General features: G+C 69.6%; 14 protein-coding genes. 12 read left to right on the top strand and 2 right to left on the bottom strand.

Annotation, left to right across the window (positions count from 1 at the left end; all coding sequences use genetic code 11):
* The first annotated feature begins 56 nt into the window (after positions 1–56).
* The 6 genes from Y958_RS31815 to Y958_RS02400 all read left to right on the top strand — a co-directional run bounded on the left by Y958_RS31815 (position 57) and on the right by Y958_RS02400 (position 5165).
* Entirely contained in the window at positions 57–1427 is a 1371-nt protein-coding gene (locus Y958_RS31815) for a globin-coupled sensor protein (RefSeq protein WP_211098512.1), read from the top strand.
* A 66-nt stretch (positions 1428–1493) separates the two neighbouring features.
* Positions 1494–1697 (top strand): twin transmembrane helix small protein, encoded by a 204-nt coding sequence (locus tag Y958_RS02420; RefSeq protein WP_050898461.1) that lies wholly within the window; start codon positions 1494–1496, stop codon positions 1695–1697.
* Positions 1698–1713: 16 nt separating this feature from the next.
* Positions 1714–2289: a cob(I)yrinic acid a,c-diamide adenosyltransferase gene (locus tag Y958_RS02415; RefSeq protein ID WP_088870766.1), complete on the top strand. Its 576-nt coding sequence runs from the start codon at positions 1714–1716 to the stop codon at positions 2287–2289.
* 194 nt (positions 2290–2483) lie between these two features.
* Positions 2484–3233 carry an electron transfer flavoprotein subunit beta/FixA family protein gene (locus tag Y958_RS02410; RefSeq protein WP_088870765.1) on the top strand — a complete coding sequence of 250 codons (750 nt, stop codon included), beginning with the start codon at positions 2484–2486 and terminating at the stop codon, positions 3231–3233.
* 2 nt (positions 3234–3235) lie between these two features.
* Positions 3236–4198: an electron transfer flavoprotein subunit alpha/FixB family protein gene (locus Y958_RS02405; RefSeq protein WP_088870764.1), complete on the top strand. Its 963-nt coding sequence runs from the start codon at positions 3236–3238 to the stop codon at positions 4196–4198.
* Positions 4199–4292: 94 nt separating this feature from the next.
* A complete protein-coding gene (locus Y958_RS02400) occupies positions 4293–5165 on the top strand; it encodes a 3-hydroxybutyryl-CoA dehydrogenase (protein ID WP_004272959.1) in 873 nt (290 codons plus the stop codon).
* A 67-nt stretch (positions 5166–5232) separates the two neighbouring features.
* On the opposite strand, the gene Y958_RS02395 is transcribed toward Y958_RS02400, so the two are convergent.
* Entirely contained in the window at positions 5233–5772 is a 540-nt protein-coding gene (locus Y958_RS02395) for a TlpA family protein disulfide reductase (RefSeq protein ID WP_004272958.1), read from the bottom strand.
* A gap of 99 nt (positions 5773–5871) precedes the next feature.
* Between Y958_RS02395 and argH the strand changes: the two genes are divergently transcribed.
* The 4 genes from argH to Y958_RS02375 are packed head-to-tail and all read left to right on the top strand — an operon-like array spanning position 5872 to position 11783.
* Positions 5872–7314, top strand: a complete 1443-nt coding sequence (argH, locus tag Y958_RS02390) for an argininosuccinate lyase (protein WP_088870763.1) — start codon at positions 5872–5874, stop codon at positions 7312–7314.
* An 11-nt stretch (positions 7315–7325) separates the two neighbouring features.
* Positions 7326–7646, top strand: a complete 321-nt coding sequence (locus Y958_RS02385) for a hypothetical protein (protein WP_088870762.1) — start codon at positions 7326–7328, stop codon at positions 7644–7646.
* Positions 7647–7679: 33 nt separating this feature from the next.
* A complete protein-coding gene (gene lysA / locus Y958_RS02380; protein WP_088870761.1) occupies positions 7680–8942 on the top strand; it encodes a diaminopimelate decarboxylase in 1263 nt (420 codons plus the stop codon).
* 57 nt (positions 8943–8999) lie between these two features.
* Positions 9000–11783 (top strand): TIGR02302 family protein, encoded by a 2784-nt coding sequence (locus Y958_RS02375; RefSeq protein WP_088870760.1) that lies wholly within the window; start codon positions 9000–9002, stop codon positions 11781–11783.
* A 9-nt stretch (positions 11784–11792) separates the two neighbouring features.
* Here the strand turns inward: Y958_RS02375 and Y958_RS02370 are convergent, their stop codons facing one another.
* Complete coding sequence (locus Y958_RS02370) at positions 11793–12584, bottom strand: zinc-ribbon domain-containing protein (RefSeq protein ID WP_088870759.1); 792 nt, start codon at positions 12582–12584, stop codon at positions 11793–11795.
* A 244-nt stretch (positions 12585–12828) separates the two neighbouring features.
* On the opposite strand from Y958_RS02370, the gene Y958_RS02365 reads away from it, so the two are divergent.
* Both Y958_RS02365 and Y958_RS02360 read left to right on the top strand, forming a co-directional pair.
* On the top strand, positions 12829–13728 hold the full coding sequence (locus Y958_RS02365) for a cell division protein FtsX (RefSeq protein ID WP_088870758.1): 900 nt from the start codon (positions 12829–12831) through the stop codon (positions 13726–13728).
* Positions 13725–14375 carry a YdcF family protein gene (locus Y958_RS02360; protein ID WP_244909335.1) on the top strand — a complete coding sequence of 217 codons (651 nt, stop codon included), beginning with the start codon at positions 13725–13727 and terminating at the stop codon, positions 14373–14375. Before Y958_RS02365 ends, Y958_RS02360 begins: the two co-directional genes overlap by 4 nt.
* Positions 14376–14468 lie beyond the last annotated feature (93 nt).

Genomic DNA, 14468 nt, shown 5'->3' with positions numbered 1-14468 from the left:
TTTTAACCTGGCCGCACGCTGTTCCCCAGCGCCGCAGATATGACCAGGAGAAAATCATGACCGCCGGCGACGACTCCATGCAGCGCCAGTTCCAGGAACGCCTGGCCTTCCTGGAAATCGACGCCGCGACCCGGGACGCGCTGCGCGGCCTGCGCCCGCATGTCGAACGCGAGTTGCCCGCGATTCTGGACCGGTTCTACGCCAGGCTGCGGAACCAGCCGGAGATCTTCAAACTCTTCGGCGGCGACAAGCACCTGTCGCACGTGAAGGACATGCAGATGCGCCATTGGGCGGCCATCGTGACCGGCACCTTCGACGCCACCTACCTGGACAGCGTCATCCGCGTCGGCCGCGCCCACAACCGCCTGGGGCTGGAGCCGCGCTGGTACATCGGCGGCTATGCCTTCATCACCGGCGAGCTGCTGGCCATGGTGACGCGCATGGACCGGCGCGGGCCCTTCGCCTGGCTGCGGCCGCGCCTGGACGTGGCCCGCCTGCAACAGGCCCTGCTGCGCGCCGTCATGCTGGACATGGATCTGGCCATCTCCGTCTATATCGAGGAAGGGCGCAAGGACCGGCAGCGGGTGCTGGAAAGCCTGGCCCAGAATTTCACCGACACCATGGCCGGCGTCATTGATGGCATCGGCGGGGCCGTGGGCGGGCTGCGCCAGGACGCCAGCCTGCTGACGCAAGCGGCCGACCAGTCGCTGGCGGAAAGCACGCAGGCCGACACGGCCGCCGGCAGCGCCGCCAGCAATGTCCAGTCGGTGGCCAGCGCCACCGAGGAACTGTCGGCCTCTATCACCGAGATCAGCGCCCGCGTCGTGCAATCCAACAAGATTTCGGCGCAGGCCATGGAAACGACCCGGCGCACCGACGGCGCGGTGCGCGGCCTGGTGGCCGCCGCTGCGCGCATCGGCGACGTGCTGAGCCTGATCAACACCATCGCCAGCCAGACCAACCTGCTGGCCCTGAACGCCACCATCGAGGCGGCGCGGGCCGGCGAGGCGGGCAAGGGCTTCGCCGTCGTGGCGGGCGAAGTCAAAACCCTGGCCACCCAGACCGCCAAGGCGACGGAGGAGATTTCCGCCCAGGTGAGCGCCATCCGCCAGGTGTCGGAAGAAGCGGTGTCAGCGATCAGCCAGATCGGCAGCGTCATCGCCGGCATGGATGAGATCGCGACCTCCATCGCCAGTGCGGTGGAGGAACAAAGCAGCGCCACCCGGGAAATCGCCCGCAGCATCGCCCAGGCGGCCACAGGCACCGCCAGCGTCTCGGCCAACATCAGCCACGTGACCGACGCCGCCCGGCAGACGGGGGCGGCGGCCGGCCGTCTGAGCCAGTCATCCGGCGACCTGGGGCTTCAGGCCCAGCGCCTGCGCGAAGGGGCGCAAACCTTCGCCGCCCGCTTGCGGGAAAGCGCGTGATCCCCGAGGAGGAATGGCCCCCCAAGCCGATGGGCAAGCGCACCAGCGCACGCTATAATCGCGGCCATGGGCACGTTCCTCTTCTTCTGCCTGGGCGCCACCATGTTGGCCGTGCTGGGCGTCCTGATCCTGGGCCTGTTCACCATGGCCCGGGGCGGCGACAAGGCCGGCACCACGGGTAACCGCCTGATGTGGTGGCGCATCCGCCTGCAGATCCTGGCGGTGGTGCTGTTCATCCTGACGGCGCTGGCCTTGAGCCACCACGCATGACGGCGCGCGGGGCGGCATGGTCACACTGACCCGCATTTACACACGGGGTGGCGACACGGGCCAGACCTCGCTGGGGGATGGCCGCCGCGTGGCCAAGCACGACCTGCGGGTTGAGGCCTATGGCACGGTGGACGAGGCCAACGCCGCCATCGGCTTGGCCCGCCTGCACACCGCCGGAACGACGGCGGACACTTATTTGTCCCGCATTCAAAACGACCTGTTCGACCTGGGCGCCGATCTGTGCACGCCGGAGCAGGAAAACCCCAAATACCCCCCCCTGCGCATCGTCGATGCCCAAGTCGACCGGCTGGAGCGGGAGATCGACGCGCTGAACGCCGACCTGACGCCGCTGTCCTCCTTCATCCTGCCGGGCGGCACCCCCGCCGCCGCCTTTTTGCACCAGGCCCGCACCGTCACCCGCCGGGCGGAGCGGCTGGTGGCCAGCCTGGCGGAGCGGGAACCGGTGAACCCGGCGGCCTTCAAGTACCTGAATAGACTTTCAGATTTTCTGTTCGTGCTGTCGCGCCATGTCAATGACAGGGGGGCCGGCGACGTCCTATGGGTGCCCGGCGCCAACCGTGAGGGTCGTTAAACCCTTGGGTTTAGGCCATATTGCAGTGCAACAGGGCAGCGTTGACAGCTTTGTGGGACAATCCTATTTTTGCCGACCACGTCCGTATGGCTCGATCCGCCGGACGGGGAAAATAACCAGAACCCGCCAGATCGAGGGTGGAGCGTCACACCGGGCGGGCGCCCTCCAAGAAGTGCCAAAGGATGGCTTGAGACATGAAGATACTGGTCGCGGTCAAGCGGGTCGTTGACTACAACGTGAAGGTTCGCGTGAAGGCGGACGGCACGGGTGTGGAGACGGCCAACGTCAAGATGTCGATGAACCCGTTCGACGAGATCGCGGTTGAGGAGGCTGTGCGCCTGAAAGAGGCGGGCAAGGCCACCGAGATCGTGGTGGTGAGCGTGGGCCCGACGCAGGCGCAAGAGACGCTGCGCACGGCTTTGGCCATGGGGGCGGATCGCGCCATCCTGGTGCAGAATGACGCGGAGACGCAGTCGCTGGGCGTGGCCAAGGCGCTGAAGGCGCTGGCGGAGAAGGAACAGCCGGGCCTGGTCATCCTGGGCAAGCAGGCCATCGACGACGACGCCAACCAGACCGGCCAGATGCTGGCGGCCCTGCTGGGCTGGGCCCAGGGCACCTTCGCCAGCAAGGTGGTGCCGGCTGAAGGTACCATTGCTGTCACTCGCGAGATCGACGGCGGGCTGGAGACGGTGGAGCTGAAGCTGCCGGCGGTGGTGACCACCGACCTGCGCCTGAACGAGCCGCGCTACGCCTCGCTGCCCAACATCATGAAGGCCAAGAAGAAGCCCTTGGAGACGGTGGACGCCGCCAGCTTGGGCGTAGACCTGACGCCGCGCCTGAAGACGCTGAAGGTGGCGGAGCCGCCGAAGCGGGCCGGGGGTGTGAAGGTGGGCTCCGTCCAGGAGCTGGTGGCCAAGCTGAAGACCGAAGCGCGGGTGATCTGACCATGACGACTCTTGTTATCGCTGAGCCCTCGGTGGAGGGTGTGAAGGTCCCGACGCTGACCACCCTGGGTGCCGCATCCAAACTGGGCGGCGATGTGCATGTGCTGGTGCTTGGATACAGTGACGGGGGGCAGGGCGTGGGTGCCGTGGCCGAGGCAACGGCCAAGGTCGCCGGTGTCGCCAAGGTGCTGACGGCGGACGCCGCCGAGCTGGCGCACGGCCTGGCGGAGAACGTGGCCCCGCTGGTGGTGGGCCTGGTCAAGAGCGGCGGCTACAGCCACGTGCTGGCCCCCAGCACCACCTTCGGCAAGAACGTGGCGCCGCGCGTCGCGGCCCTGCTGGACGTGGCGCAGATCAGCGACATCACCGGCGTGGAAAGCCCCGATACCTTCACCCGGCCCATCTACGCCGGCAACGCCATCGCCACCGTGCAGTCGTCGGACCCGGTGAAGGTGGCGACGGTGCGCGGCACGGCGTTCGAGGCGGTGGCCGCCACGGGCGGCAGCGCAGCCGTCGAGGCCGCCGCTGGCGCTGCTGATGCCGGCCTGTCCAAGTTCGTGAGCCAGGAGGTATCGAAGTCCGAGCGGCCGGAGCTGACGTCGGCCCGGGTGATCGTCTCGGGCGGCCGGGGCATGCAGTCGGGCGACAACTTCCCCCTGCTGGAGGCCCTGGCCGACAAGCTGGGGGCGGCCGTGGGCGCGTCGCGCGCGGCGGTGGACGCCGGCTTCGTGCCCAACGACTACCAGGTCGGGCAGACGGGCAAGATCGTGGCGCCGGAGCTCTATATCGCCGTGGGCATCTCGGGCGCCATCCAGCACCTGGCCGGCATGAAGGACAGCAAGGTCATCGTCGCCATCAACAAGGACGAGGAGGCGCCGATCTTCCAGATCGCCGACTACGGCCTGGTCGCCGACCTGTTCAAGGCCGTGCCTGAGTTGACCTCGGAACTGGGCAAGGCGGGCTGATTCAGCCCGTTCAGCACCCTAATCTACCTCTTGTTAAGGGTCCCCTGGCAGTATCGGGGGACCCCGCCAGGGTGGCCTTGCAAGGACAGACACCATGATACGCACGATCGGCATCATCGGTTCGGGGCAGATGGGCACGGGCATCGCCCACGTGACATCGCTGTCCGGCCATACGGTCCGGCTGATGGACACCAGCCCGGAGTCGCTCTCTCGGGCCATGCAGGCCCTTGAGAAGAACCTCGACCGTCAAGTCTCAAAGGGCAAGATCACCGAGCTGGAAAAGGATGAGGCCCTGGCCCGCATCTCCACCGGCACGGAGATGTCGACGCTGGCCGATTGCGACCTGGTGATCGAGGCCGCTACCGAGAACGAGGACATCAAGCGCGGCATCTTCAAGGATCTGGTGCCGCACCTGAAGGCCGACGCGCTGGTGGCCACCAACACCTCGTCCATCTCCATCACCCGGCTGGCCGCCTGCACCGACCGGCCGCACAAGTTCATCGGCATGCACTTCATGAACCCAGTGCCGGTGATGCAGCTGGTGGAGATCATCCGGGGCATCGCCACGGATGAGGAAACCTATCAGGCCATCCGCGAACTGACGTTCAAGCTGGGCAAGACCCCCGCCGTGTCGGAGGACTTCCCCGCCTTCATCGTCAACCGCGTGCTGCAGCCCATGATCAACGAGGCGGTCTACACCCTGTATGAGGGCGTAGGCTCGGTCGAGGCCATCGACACCGCCATGAAGCTGGGCGCCAACCACCCCATGGGACCGCTGGAACTGGCGGACTTCATCGGCCTGGACACCTGCCTGTCGGTGATGCAGGTGCTGTACGAGGGCCTGGCCGACAGCAAGTACCGGCCCTGCCCGCTGCTGGTGAAGTATGTCGAGGCGGGCTGGCTGGGCCGCAAGGTGGGCCGCGGCTTCTACGACTATTCCGGCGATACGCCCAGGCCCACCCGTTAGGGGGCCCCAGGCGCTAAGCTCACTTCAACAAAAAGCCCGCCCCCCTTCGCAGGGGAGGCGGGTTTTTTTATTTCTTATAAAACTTGATCAGGGCCTGCGCCTCGGGCGAATTCCAGTCGGCGTCGCCTTCCAGGCGGCCGATCTCGCGCCCCTGGGCGTCGATCAGCAGGGTGGTGGGCAGGCCGCGGGGCTTCAGCACCGACATGGCCGTGCTCTTGGGGTCCAGCCAGGTCGACAGGTGGGTGATGCCATGGTTCTGGATGAAGGGCGTCACCACGCGCGCACCGCCCCGGTCCAGCGACAGGGCCACGACCTCAAAGCCCCCCTTGCCTCCGGAGGTGTCACCCATGGTGCCCTGCAGCTTGTCCAGCGACGGCAGTTCCTGGACGCAGGGGGCGCACCAGGTGGCCCACAGGTTCAGCAGCACCAGATGACCCTTGAGGTCCGATAGGTGGATGCCGCTGCCGTCGGGGCGGGTCAGCGCCAGGTCGGGAACCTGCGGATGGTCCGGCGTTTCGGTGAAGGGGGTGATGCCGCCCTTCAGGACAGGGGCCGCATTACCGGCCGCGCATGCCGCACCAGCGCAGAAAACGACCGACGCGACCACGCCAATCCTTGCGAGAAACCGCAAAATCGCCATTCTTGCCATCACCCTCGTTCACCGGGCCCCTACGCCGGCCCCGCTACAATTGGTCCCCGACCCCCGATGACGTCAACTCCCGCGACCCCGGAAAACGCCACGCCCGACCAGAATGCCGCAGCAGGCGGCGCGGTGAACGAGCTGTGGGGCGGCCGCTTCAGCCGTGGCCCGTCGGAGATCATGGAGCGCATCAACGTGTCCATCGGCTTCGACAAGAAGCTGTGGGCGCAGGACATCGCCGGGTCCAAGGCGCACGCCGCCATGCTGGCGGCCCAGGGCATCATCACCCAGGACGACGCCGACGCCATCCTGACGGGCCTGGACCAGGTGGCCGAGGAGATCCGCGACGGCCGCTTCGTCTTCAAGACCGAGCATGAGGACATCCACATGAACGTGGAGTCCCGCCTGAAGGAACTGATCGGCGAACCGGCCGGCCGCCTGCACACCGCACGCTCGCGCAACGACCAGGTGGCGACCGACTTCAAGCTGTGGGTGCGCGGCGCCCTGCAGCGCCTGGACGGCGACATGAAGGCGCTGCAGGCGGCCCTGATCGAACAGGCCGAGCGCCATGTCGACACCATCATGCCGGGCTTCACCCACCTGCAGACGGCCCAGCCGGTGACCTTCGGCCACCATCTGCTGGCCTATGTGGAGATGCTGGGCCGTGACCGCGCCCGGGCACGCGACGCCATCGCCCGCCTGAACGAATGCCCGCTGGGCAGTGCCGCCCTGGCCGGCACCCCCTATCCCATCGACCGGGCCGCCACCGCCGCCGCCCTGGGCTTCGACCGGCCCACGGCCAATTCGCTGGACGCCGTGTCCGATCGCGATTTCGCCCTGGACTATCTGGCCACCGCCAGCATCTGCGCCATGCACCTGTCGCGCCTGGCGGAAGAGATCGTGCTGTGGTGCACGACCCAGTTCCGCTTCATCCGCTTGTCGGACGCCTTCACCAGCGGCAGCTCCATCATGCCGCAGAAGAAGAACCCGGACGCGGCCGAGCTGGTGCGCGCCAAGTGCGGCCGTGTCATCGGCGCCCTGTCGGGCCTGCTGGTGGTCATGAAGGGCCTGCCGCTGGCCTATTCCAAGGACATGCAGGAAGACAAGGAACCGGTGTTCGAGGCAGACGACACGCTGGCGCTGTGCCTGGCGGCCACCACCGGCATGATCCAGGACATGACGCCCGACCCGGCGGCCATGCGCCGCGCGGTGGAGGCGGGCTTCCCCACCGCCACCGACCTGGCCGACTGGCTGGTGCGCCGCCTTGGCCTGCCCTTCCGCGAGGCGCATCATGTCACCGGCCGCATCGTCCGGCTTGCGGAGGAACGGGCCTGCGGCCTGTCGGACGTACCATTGGATGTCATGCGCGGCGTGGACGCCCGCATCACCGAGGAGGTCTATGCCGTGCTGAGCCTGGAAGCCTCCGTCGCCAGCCGCACCAGCTTCGGCGGGACGGCCCCTGAACGCGTGCGCGCGGCCGTGGCCGCCGCCCGGGAACGGTTCCTGTGAGGGTAAGCCATATGAAAAAGGTTCTGCTGATCGCCGGTCTGACCGCCGCCGCCCTGGCGCTGTCGGGCTGCGGCAAGATCGCCCACACCCTGGACACGCCGGATGGCGAGGACCATCCCCTGAACTTCTACCCCAACCCCAAGCTGGACCCGCAGCCCAACGTGAAGGAGGCGCTGCCCAGCTCGGCCGACCAGCCGGCCGGGGCGCCCGCCACCATTCAGCCCGGCAAGCCCTATGGCGTCATGCCGGATAGTCCCGTCATCACCAACAGCGGGCCGATGATGGGCGGCACTACCACCCCTTCCACCTCCGGTTCCTCAACGCCCCAGTAAAGGGCCCCAGCAGACGCGACGGTTTGGATTTCGATGGCCTTCTCCTATGTTTCCGGCGTGCTGACCGCCGACGGCGTTCCCCTGGACCGGTTGGCCGAGGCCGTCGGCACCCCCGTCTATGTCTATGCCGCCAGCCGCCTGCGGGCCAATTACCAGGCTTACACCCGGGCCTTCGCCCGTGATCCGGTGGATGTCTGCTTCGCCCTCAAGGCCAATTCCAACCAATCCATCATCAGCCTGTTCGCCCGCCTCGGCGCTGGCGCCGACGTGGTGTCGGAAGGGGAGATGCGCCGCGCGCTGGCCGCCGGCGTGCCGCCGGAAAAGGTGGTGTTCTCCGGCGTGGGCAAAACGCGGGACGAGCTGGCGGCGGCGTTGGTGGCCGGCATCCACCAGATCAACGTGGAAAGCCTGCCGGAGCTGGAGGTTCTGTCGGCCGTGGCGACGGAGCTGGGCCGCACCGCCCCCGTGGCGCTGCGCATCAATCCGGATGTGGACGCCGGCACCCATGGCAAGATCGCCACGGGCCGCAAGGAGGACAAGTTCGGCATCGACCTGGGCCACGCCGTGGCGGCCTATGCCAAGGCCAGCAGCCTGCCCGGCCTAGCGCCCAAGGGCTATGCCGTCCACATCGGGTCGCAGCTGCTGAACATCAACCCCTATGACGACGCCTACGGCCACCTGTCGGACCTGGTGATCGCCACCCGCGAGGCCGGCCTGAAGATCGAGCGGCTGGACCTGGGCGGCGGCCTGGGCGTGCCCTACAAGGGCGAGGCGGCGCCGGATCATGACGCCTATGCCGGCATCGTGCGCAAGCGCTTAGGCAATCTGGGATGCCGCCTGACGCTGGAGCCGGGCCGGTCGCTGGTGGGCGACGCCGGCGTGCTGCTGGCCCGGGTCATCTACGTCAAGGAAGGGCTGCACCGCCGCTTCCTGATCGTGGACGCGGCCATGAACGACCTGATGCGCCCCACGCTGTACGACGCCTATCATGGCATCCGCCCGGTGTTGGAACCAGCCGCCGGCGCCCCGCTTTCACCCATGGACGTGGTGGGCCCCATCTGCGAGACGGGCGACACCTTCGCCCGCCAGCGGGAGCTGCCGCCGGTGGCCCAGGGCGAACTGGTGGCCTTCATGACCGCCGGGGCCTACGGCGCCGCCATGTCGTCCACCTACAACTCCCGCCCCCTGGTGGCGGAGGTGCTGGTGGATGAGGGGCAGTGGGCGGTCATCCGCCGCCGCCAGACGTTCGAGGAAATGCTGGCCCTGGACGTGACGCCGCAATGGCGCCACGTTTAAGGCGCAGGGCATAGGGCCCACCCAAGGGCACACGGCAGCCGAGAGGGCACCGACGGCATGGCTGAGAGGGCACTCACCTCCCGCAAGGACGGGCGACGGGCATCCGATGCCGCCGCGCCCGCGCCCACGGGCCCCGCGCCCACGGGCATTGTCGTGTCCCTGCCCAACCGCGCGCACCTGCCCCTGGTCCCGCCGCCGCTGAAACCCTGGCGCCGTCCCTTGCGCGCTGCCTGGCTGTCGCTGGCGGCGGAGCGGGTGGGCCTGCGGCTGTGGCCCCTGCCCGGCCTCTTGATGCTGGGCCTGGCGCTGGCCTGGTCCGGTGCCCTGCCCCATCTGCCGCCCTGGGCCCATGGCCTGGCGCTGGCCGCCTTCGCCGCAGCATTCATCGCCCTGCTGGTCCGCCGCCTGCGCGGTTTGCGCCTGCCCGACCGCGACGCCGTGTTCCGCCGGCTGGAGCGGGACAACAACCTGCGCCATCGCCCCTTCGACCTGCTGATCGACACGCCCGTGGACCAGGCCGGCCCCGCCGCCACTCTGTGGGCCGCCGCGCAGGACCGGGCCCGCCGCGCCCTGGCCGGGGTGCGCGTCGGCTGGCCCGCCCTGGATCTGCCCAACCGCGACCCCTGGGCCTTGCGGCATGTCGCCGTGCTGCTGCTGGCCGTCGCCGCCGTCATGGCCTGGGGTGATTGGCGCCCCCGCCTGATCGAGGCGCTGGATCCGGGGTTCGAGGCGCCGCCCGTCGGTGCCGAGGCCGACCTGGATGTCTGGATCACCCCGCCGGAATCGACCGGCCTGCCGCCGCAGTTCCTGACCCGCCGGGGCAAGGCGCCCCAGGGCGACGGCGCCGTTGACATCAAGGGCGCGATTTCCGTGCCGGCGGGCGCCACCGTCACCGCGCGCCTGGGGCCCCACCATCGCGCGCCCACGCTGTCGCTGGATGAGGACGCCGTGGCATTGGATGCGGCCGCGACCGGCGGCTTCCAGACCAGCCGCACCGTGACCAAGGGCCAGCGCATCACCGTCGCCGACCGGGGCCGTACCCTGGGCAGCTGGCCCATCCGCATCGTCGCCGACGACCCGCCCGCCATCGCCTTCCGCGAAAAACCCAGCGCCACCGAGCGCTATGCCCTGCGGCTGGACTATACCGCCGCCGACGACTACGGCATCGCCAGCGTCACCGCCACCGTGACCCCCACCACGCGCGCGGAAGGCACGACGGTGGAACCCCTGGTCCTGACCCTGCCCGTGCCCGCCCGGCCCAGCCGCGAGGCGTCCGCCGCCGGCACGCCGGTGGTGGCCAACGCCAGCGGCTATTTCGACCTGACGGCCAGCCCCTGGGCGGGGCAGCCTGTGACCATCCAGCTGACGGCCACCGACACCGCCGGCCAGACGGCAACCAGCGACACCCAGACCACCACCCTGCCGGAACGGGTGTTCAACAACCCCACGGCCAAGGCCGTGATCGCCCAGCGCCGCGCCCTGCTGGACCAGGGGGAGGAGGCGCGCAAGCCCGCCGCCAGCGCCCTGCTGGGCCTGGCGGGAGAGCTGGATGGCTATGCCGGCGATCCCACTGTGTTCATGGCGCTGTACGCCGCCGCCCGGCACCTGGGCCTGAACGACGACGGACGGTCGCTGACCGACGTGGCCGACCTGTTGTGGGACACGGCGCTGAAGATCGAGGACGGCAGCCTGGCCTCGGCGGAGACGGAACTGCGCGACGCCCGCCAGCGCCTGGCCGACGCTCTGGACCGCAACGCGCCGGAAGCGGAAATCCGCCGTGACCTGGACGCGCTGAAGTCGGCGCTGAACCGCTACATGCAGGCGCTGGCGGAAAAGAGCGACCAGCAGCAGGGCCAGAACGGCGCCCCGCCGCCGGACGACCAGAATGGCCAGACCATCGACATGGGCCAGATGATGGAACAGCTGGAGCAGATGGCCCAGACCGGCGCCCGCGACGCCGCGCGCAAGATGCTGGACCAGATGCAGGATCTGATGGAAAGCGTCCAGACCGGCCCGCAGAAGCCGCCGACGGAGGCCGAGCAGCAGCAGATGCGCCAGAACCTGCAGATGCTGGAAAAGCTGCAGGACCTGACCAAGCGCCAGCGCGAACTGATGGACCAGACCTTCCGCCAGGGTGACCGGGGCGAACCTGAAGACAGCCCACCGCAACCCAACACCCGGGGCGACGGCCCCAACCGCTCCACCCCCAACCGCCAGGGAGCCGCCCCCCGCCAGCCGCCGCGCGACCCCTCGGCCGAGGCGACGGCCCGCGACCTGGCCAAGCAGCAGGACGCTCTGCGCCGCGAGCTGCAGGCCCTGATGCAGCAGCAAGGACAACAGGCTGGCCAGCAGTCGGATGAGGGACAGCCGGATGGCCAAGAGGGCCAGGACCAGCCCGGCGGGCAGGAGAACGGCAACGGTGGCGGCCAGGGCCCCGGCCAGGCGCCATCCCCTCTGGACAAGGCCGACCGCGCCATGGGCCAGGCCGGCCGCGCCCTGTCGGAAGGATCACCCGAGGACGCGGTGGAGGCCCAAGGCCGGGCGCTGGAGGCCCTGCAGGACGGGTTGAAGGGCATGGCGCAGCAGATGGCCCGCCAGATGGGCCGGGGTACCCGCGTCGCCCCCCGCAACGCCACCAACGGCCGGGGCCAGAACACCGACCCCCTGGGCCACCAGATGACGGGCCAGGGCGCCACCAGCACCGACAGCGTCAAGATCCCCGACCACGGCGATCTGCAGCGCGCCCGCGAGATCCTGGAAGAACTGCGCCGCCGTGCCAGCGAGGCCGGCCGCCCCAAGGAAGAATTGGATTACATCGACCGCCTGCTGAAGCGGTTCTGAGGAATCACCTCAGTTCGGCAGCACGAATTCCGGGCGGATCTGTGCGGCCTGGCCGCCCTTTTCCACGATGTTGCCGTGGTAGACCGTCTTCTCGCCCGGGAACAGCCGGCGGGCCTTGGGCTGCATGCGCCAGCGCTGGAAGGGCTTGCCGTCGGCGCCGAGGGCGGAGGCCATGAGATCCGGCACGTCGCGCTGCCGGTCGGACTTGTTCTGCACGGTGATATCGACGAACAGCATGGACGTGCCTTCCACGTCGCGGAATTCCGTCTTGCTGTCCACCATCTCCAGCCCGGTGCCGGGCGGTTCCACGCCGAAGCCGAAGGCGTCGTACAGGCGGGCGGCGGCGGGCCAGGCGTCGACCACGGCGTCGCGCTCGACCGCCAGGCCGGTGATGCCGCCGGCGATGACCACGGCCAGGACGCCCCAGCGCACGGCCGCGAACAGGCGCCGAGGCTTCTCCTCCGGTTCCGGGATCGCCAACGTGGATGAGGGCTGGCGCAGGCGGCCCAGCGACAGGGGAGCTGGGGCTGGGGCCTCGTCCTCCACCATGGTCAGGGCGTCATAGGCCGTCTCCCGCTCCATGGCCGCGGCCAGGTCGGCGAAGGAGGACGACGACGGGGCGGACGACATCCAGTCGTCATCGTCATCCGCCGGCGGCGCGGCCACCGCCGGGCGGCCGGCCGTTTCCGGCACCTGGTGCCAGACGGAACCGCAGGCGCTGCACCGCACGCGGCGACCCCGCCCCAGCAAGGCGTCGTCGACCCGGAAGCGCGTGGCGCAGGACGGGCAGGTTGTTATCATGGGAGGCAGGGCCAGGCCGAAATCCTTAAGAGGCGCCTTAGACTTAAACGAAAAGGTCGGGGATGCGCAAGGTGGGCCCCGGCCTTGGCCCCGACGGCGAAACGGCCTATCCCGTTCTGGCAGGCGGCGCTGATGCCGCAGCCCCGGCGCCACCCGGCCGACGCGCTGGACGCCTGCCACCCCGCCGTGCCATCACTAGGACCGATACCATACCCTGGCCCATTCCCTTGGAGAGGCAGTCCCCATGAGCCGGCGCGGCCCCGCCGTCCTGTCCCTACGCCGCGATGCCACGGGCCGATTTCTGCCCTGGCTGATCGCCCTGATGGTCTTCCTGTCCACCCTGGCGGTGGCGGCGGCGCAACTGCTGTCCGGGTGGGCGCAGCGCTGGGACAGCGGCCTGGACGGCAGCCTGACCATCCAGGTCAGCCCGGTGGGGGATGTGAAGAAGGGCGACGGCACCCCCGCCCCGCTGGATGAGCGGGTGCAGATGGTGCTGCACGCGCTGGGCGGCGTGCCCGGCATCATCAATGCCCGCCCCGTGCCTATGGCCGATGCCGCCCGCCTGGTGGAGCCCTGGCTGGGCGACGGCGCCCTGTTGCAGGACCTGCCCCTGCCCGCGCTGATCGACGTCACCGCCGGCCCGGCCGTGGACGTCACCGCCTTGCGCCAGCGCCTGGCCGCCGCCGTACCCGGCACATCGGTAGAGGAGCCGGGCGTGTGGCTGCGCGATCTGCGCCGCCTGGCCCGCCTGGTGGAGGCCGTGGCCCTGGTCATCGTGGCCCTGATCGGCGGGGCCGCCGTGGCTGTGGTGGTGTTCGCCGCCAAGGCCGGCCTGGCGATGCATCAGGACGAGGTCGACCTGCTGCACGTCATGGGCGCCACCGACAGCCATGTGGCCGGTCAGTTCCAGCGCCACATCCTGCGCCTGTCGCTGACCGGCGGCGTGGGCGGCACGACCGTGGCGCTGGTCACCCTGGCCGTGCTGTCGCTGCTGTCCCGTACGGTGGAGGGCACGCTGTTGCCGCCCCTGACGCTCGCCCCCCTGCAATGGCTGGTGCTGGCGGCCGTGCCGGTGGTGGCCGGCGCCCTGGCCGCCATCAGCGCGCGGCTGACCGTGCTGCGCGCGCTGGAGCGGCTGCCGTGACCTTGCCGGGGGCGCCCCTGCCGCAGGCGGAACCGCCTGCCCTGGCGGGACCTGGCGCCCTGCTGTGGACGCGCCTGCGCCGCCTGACGGGCGTGGGGGCCGCCTTGGGCGCGCTGTGGCTGGGGGGCCTGCTGACCTTCGCCGCCCACATCCCCCGCGCCCCGGAGGAAGAGACCGCGGCCACCGACGCCATCGTCGTGCTGACGGGGGGCAGCGAGCGGCTGGAGGCCGGGTTCGACCTGCTGGCCGCCGGACGGGCACGGAAACTGTTCATCTCCGGCGTCTATCGCGGGGTGGACGTGCGGGCCCTGCTGCGCATGTCGCAGGCGACGCCCTCGGCCCTGGAATGCTGCGTGGTGCTGGGCTACAGCGCCGACGACACGGTGGGCAACGCGGCGGAAACGGCGCGGTGGATGCAGGCGGAAGGCTTCCATTCCCTGCGCCTGGTCACCGCCAACTATCACATGCCGCGCAGCCTGGTGGAGTTTCGCCACGCCCTGCCCGACGCCCGCATCGTGCCCCACGCGGTGCAACCGCCCAACGTGCGCCTGGACGGCTGGTGGCACTGGCGCGGCACCGCCGGCCTGATCGTCAGCGAATACGACAAGTACCTGGTGGCCTTCCTGCGCCACGCCCTGGGCCTCTGACCACCTTTCGAAGCCTGGGCCTTCAAAGCTAGGGGGAGAGTGGACAGGCCGGCCCGCAGGCACTATCCCTGCACCCATCAACCCTGGTCATGA

The organism is Nitrospirillum viridazoti CBAmc (genome assembly GCF_000730165.1).
GTDB lineage: Bacteria > Pseudomonadota > Alphaproteobacteria > Azospirillales > Azospirillaceae > Nitrospirillum > Nitrospirillum viridazoti.
Note: the sequence above shows the minus strand (reverse complement) of the source record. Positions and strands in the feature narration are given on the sequence as shown.

Excerpts from the sequence above, each read along its gene's own strand:
- Y958_RS31815 (WP_211098512.1), top strand. The coding sequence starts at position 57 with ATGACCGCCGGCGACGACTCCATGCAGCGCCAGTTCCAGGAACGCCTG.
- Y958_RS02420 (WP_050898461.1), top strand. The coding sequence starts at position 1,494 with ATGGGCACGTTCCTCTTCTTCTGCCTGGGCGCCACCATGTTGGCCGTG.
- Y958_RS02415 (WP_088870766.1), top strand. The coding sequence starts at position 1,714 with ATGGTCACACTGACCCGCATTTACACACGGGGTGGCGACACGGGCCAG.
- Y958_RS02410 (WP_088870765.1), top strand. The coding sequence starts at position 2,484 with ATGAAGATACTGGTCGCGGTCAAGCGGGTCGTTGACTACAACGTGAAG.
- Y958_RS02405 (WP_088870764.1), top strand. The coding sequence starts at position 3,236 with ATGACGACTCTTGTTATCGCTGAGCCCTCGGTGGAGGGTGTGAAGGTC.
- Y958_RS02400 (WP_004272959.1), top strand. The coding sequence starts at position 4,293 with ATGATACGCACGATCGGCATCATCGGTTCGGGGCAGATGGGCACGGGC.
- argH (WP_088870763.1), top strand. The coding sequence starts at position 5,872 with ATGACGTCAACTCCCGCGACCCCGGAAAACGCCACGCCCGACCAGAAT.
- Y958_RS02385 (WP_088870762.1), top strand. The coding sequence starts at position 7,326 with ATGAAAAAGGTTCTGCTGATCGCCGGTCTGACCGCCGCCGCCCTGGCG.
- lysA (WP_088870761.1), top strand. The coding sequence starts at position 7,680 with ATGGCCTTCTCCTATGTTTCCGGCGTGCTGACCGCCGACGGCGTTCCC.
- Y958_RS02375 (WP_088870760.1), top strand. The coding sequence starts at position 9,000 with ATGGCTGAGAGGGCACTCACCTCCCGCAAGGACGGGCGACGGGCATCC.
- Y958_RS02370 (WP_088870759.1), bottom strand. The coding sequence starts at position 12,584 with ATGATAACAACCTGCCCGTCCTGCGCCACGCGCTTCCGGGTCGACGAC.
- Y958_RS02365 (WP_088870758.1), top strand. The coding sequence starts at position 12,829 with ATGAGCCGGCGCGGCCCCGCCGTCCTGTCCCTACGCCGCGATGCCACG.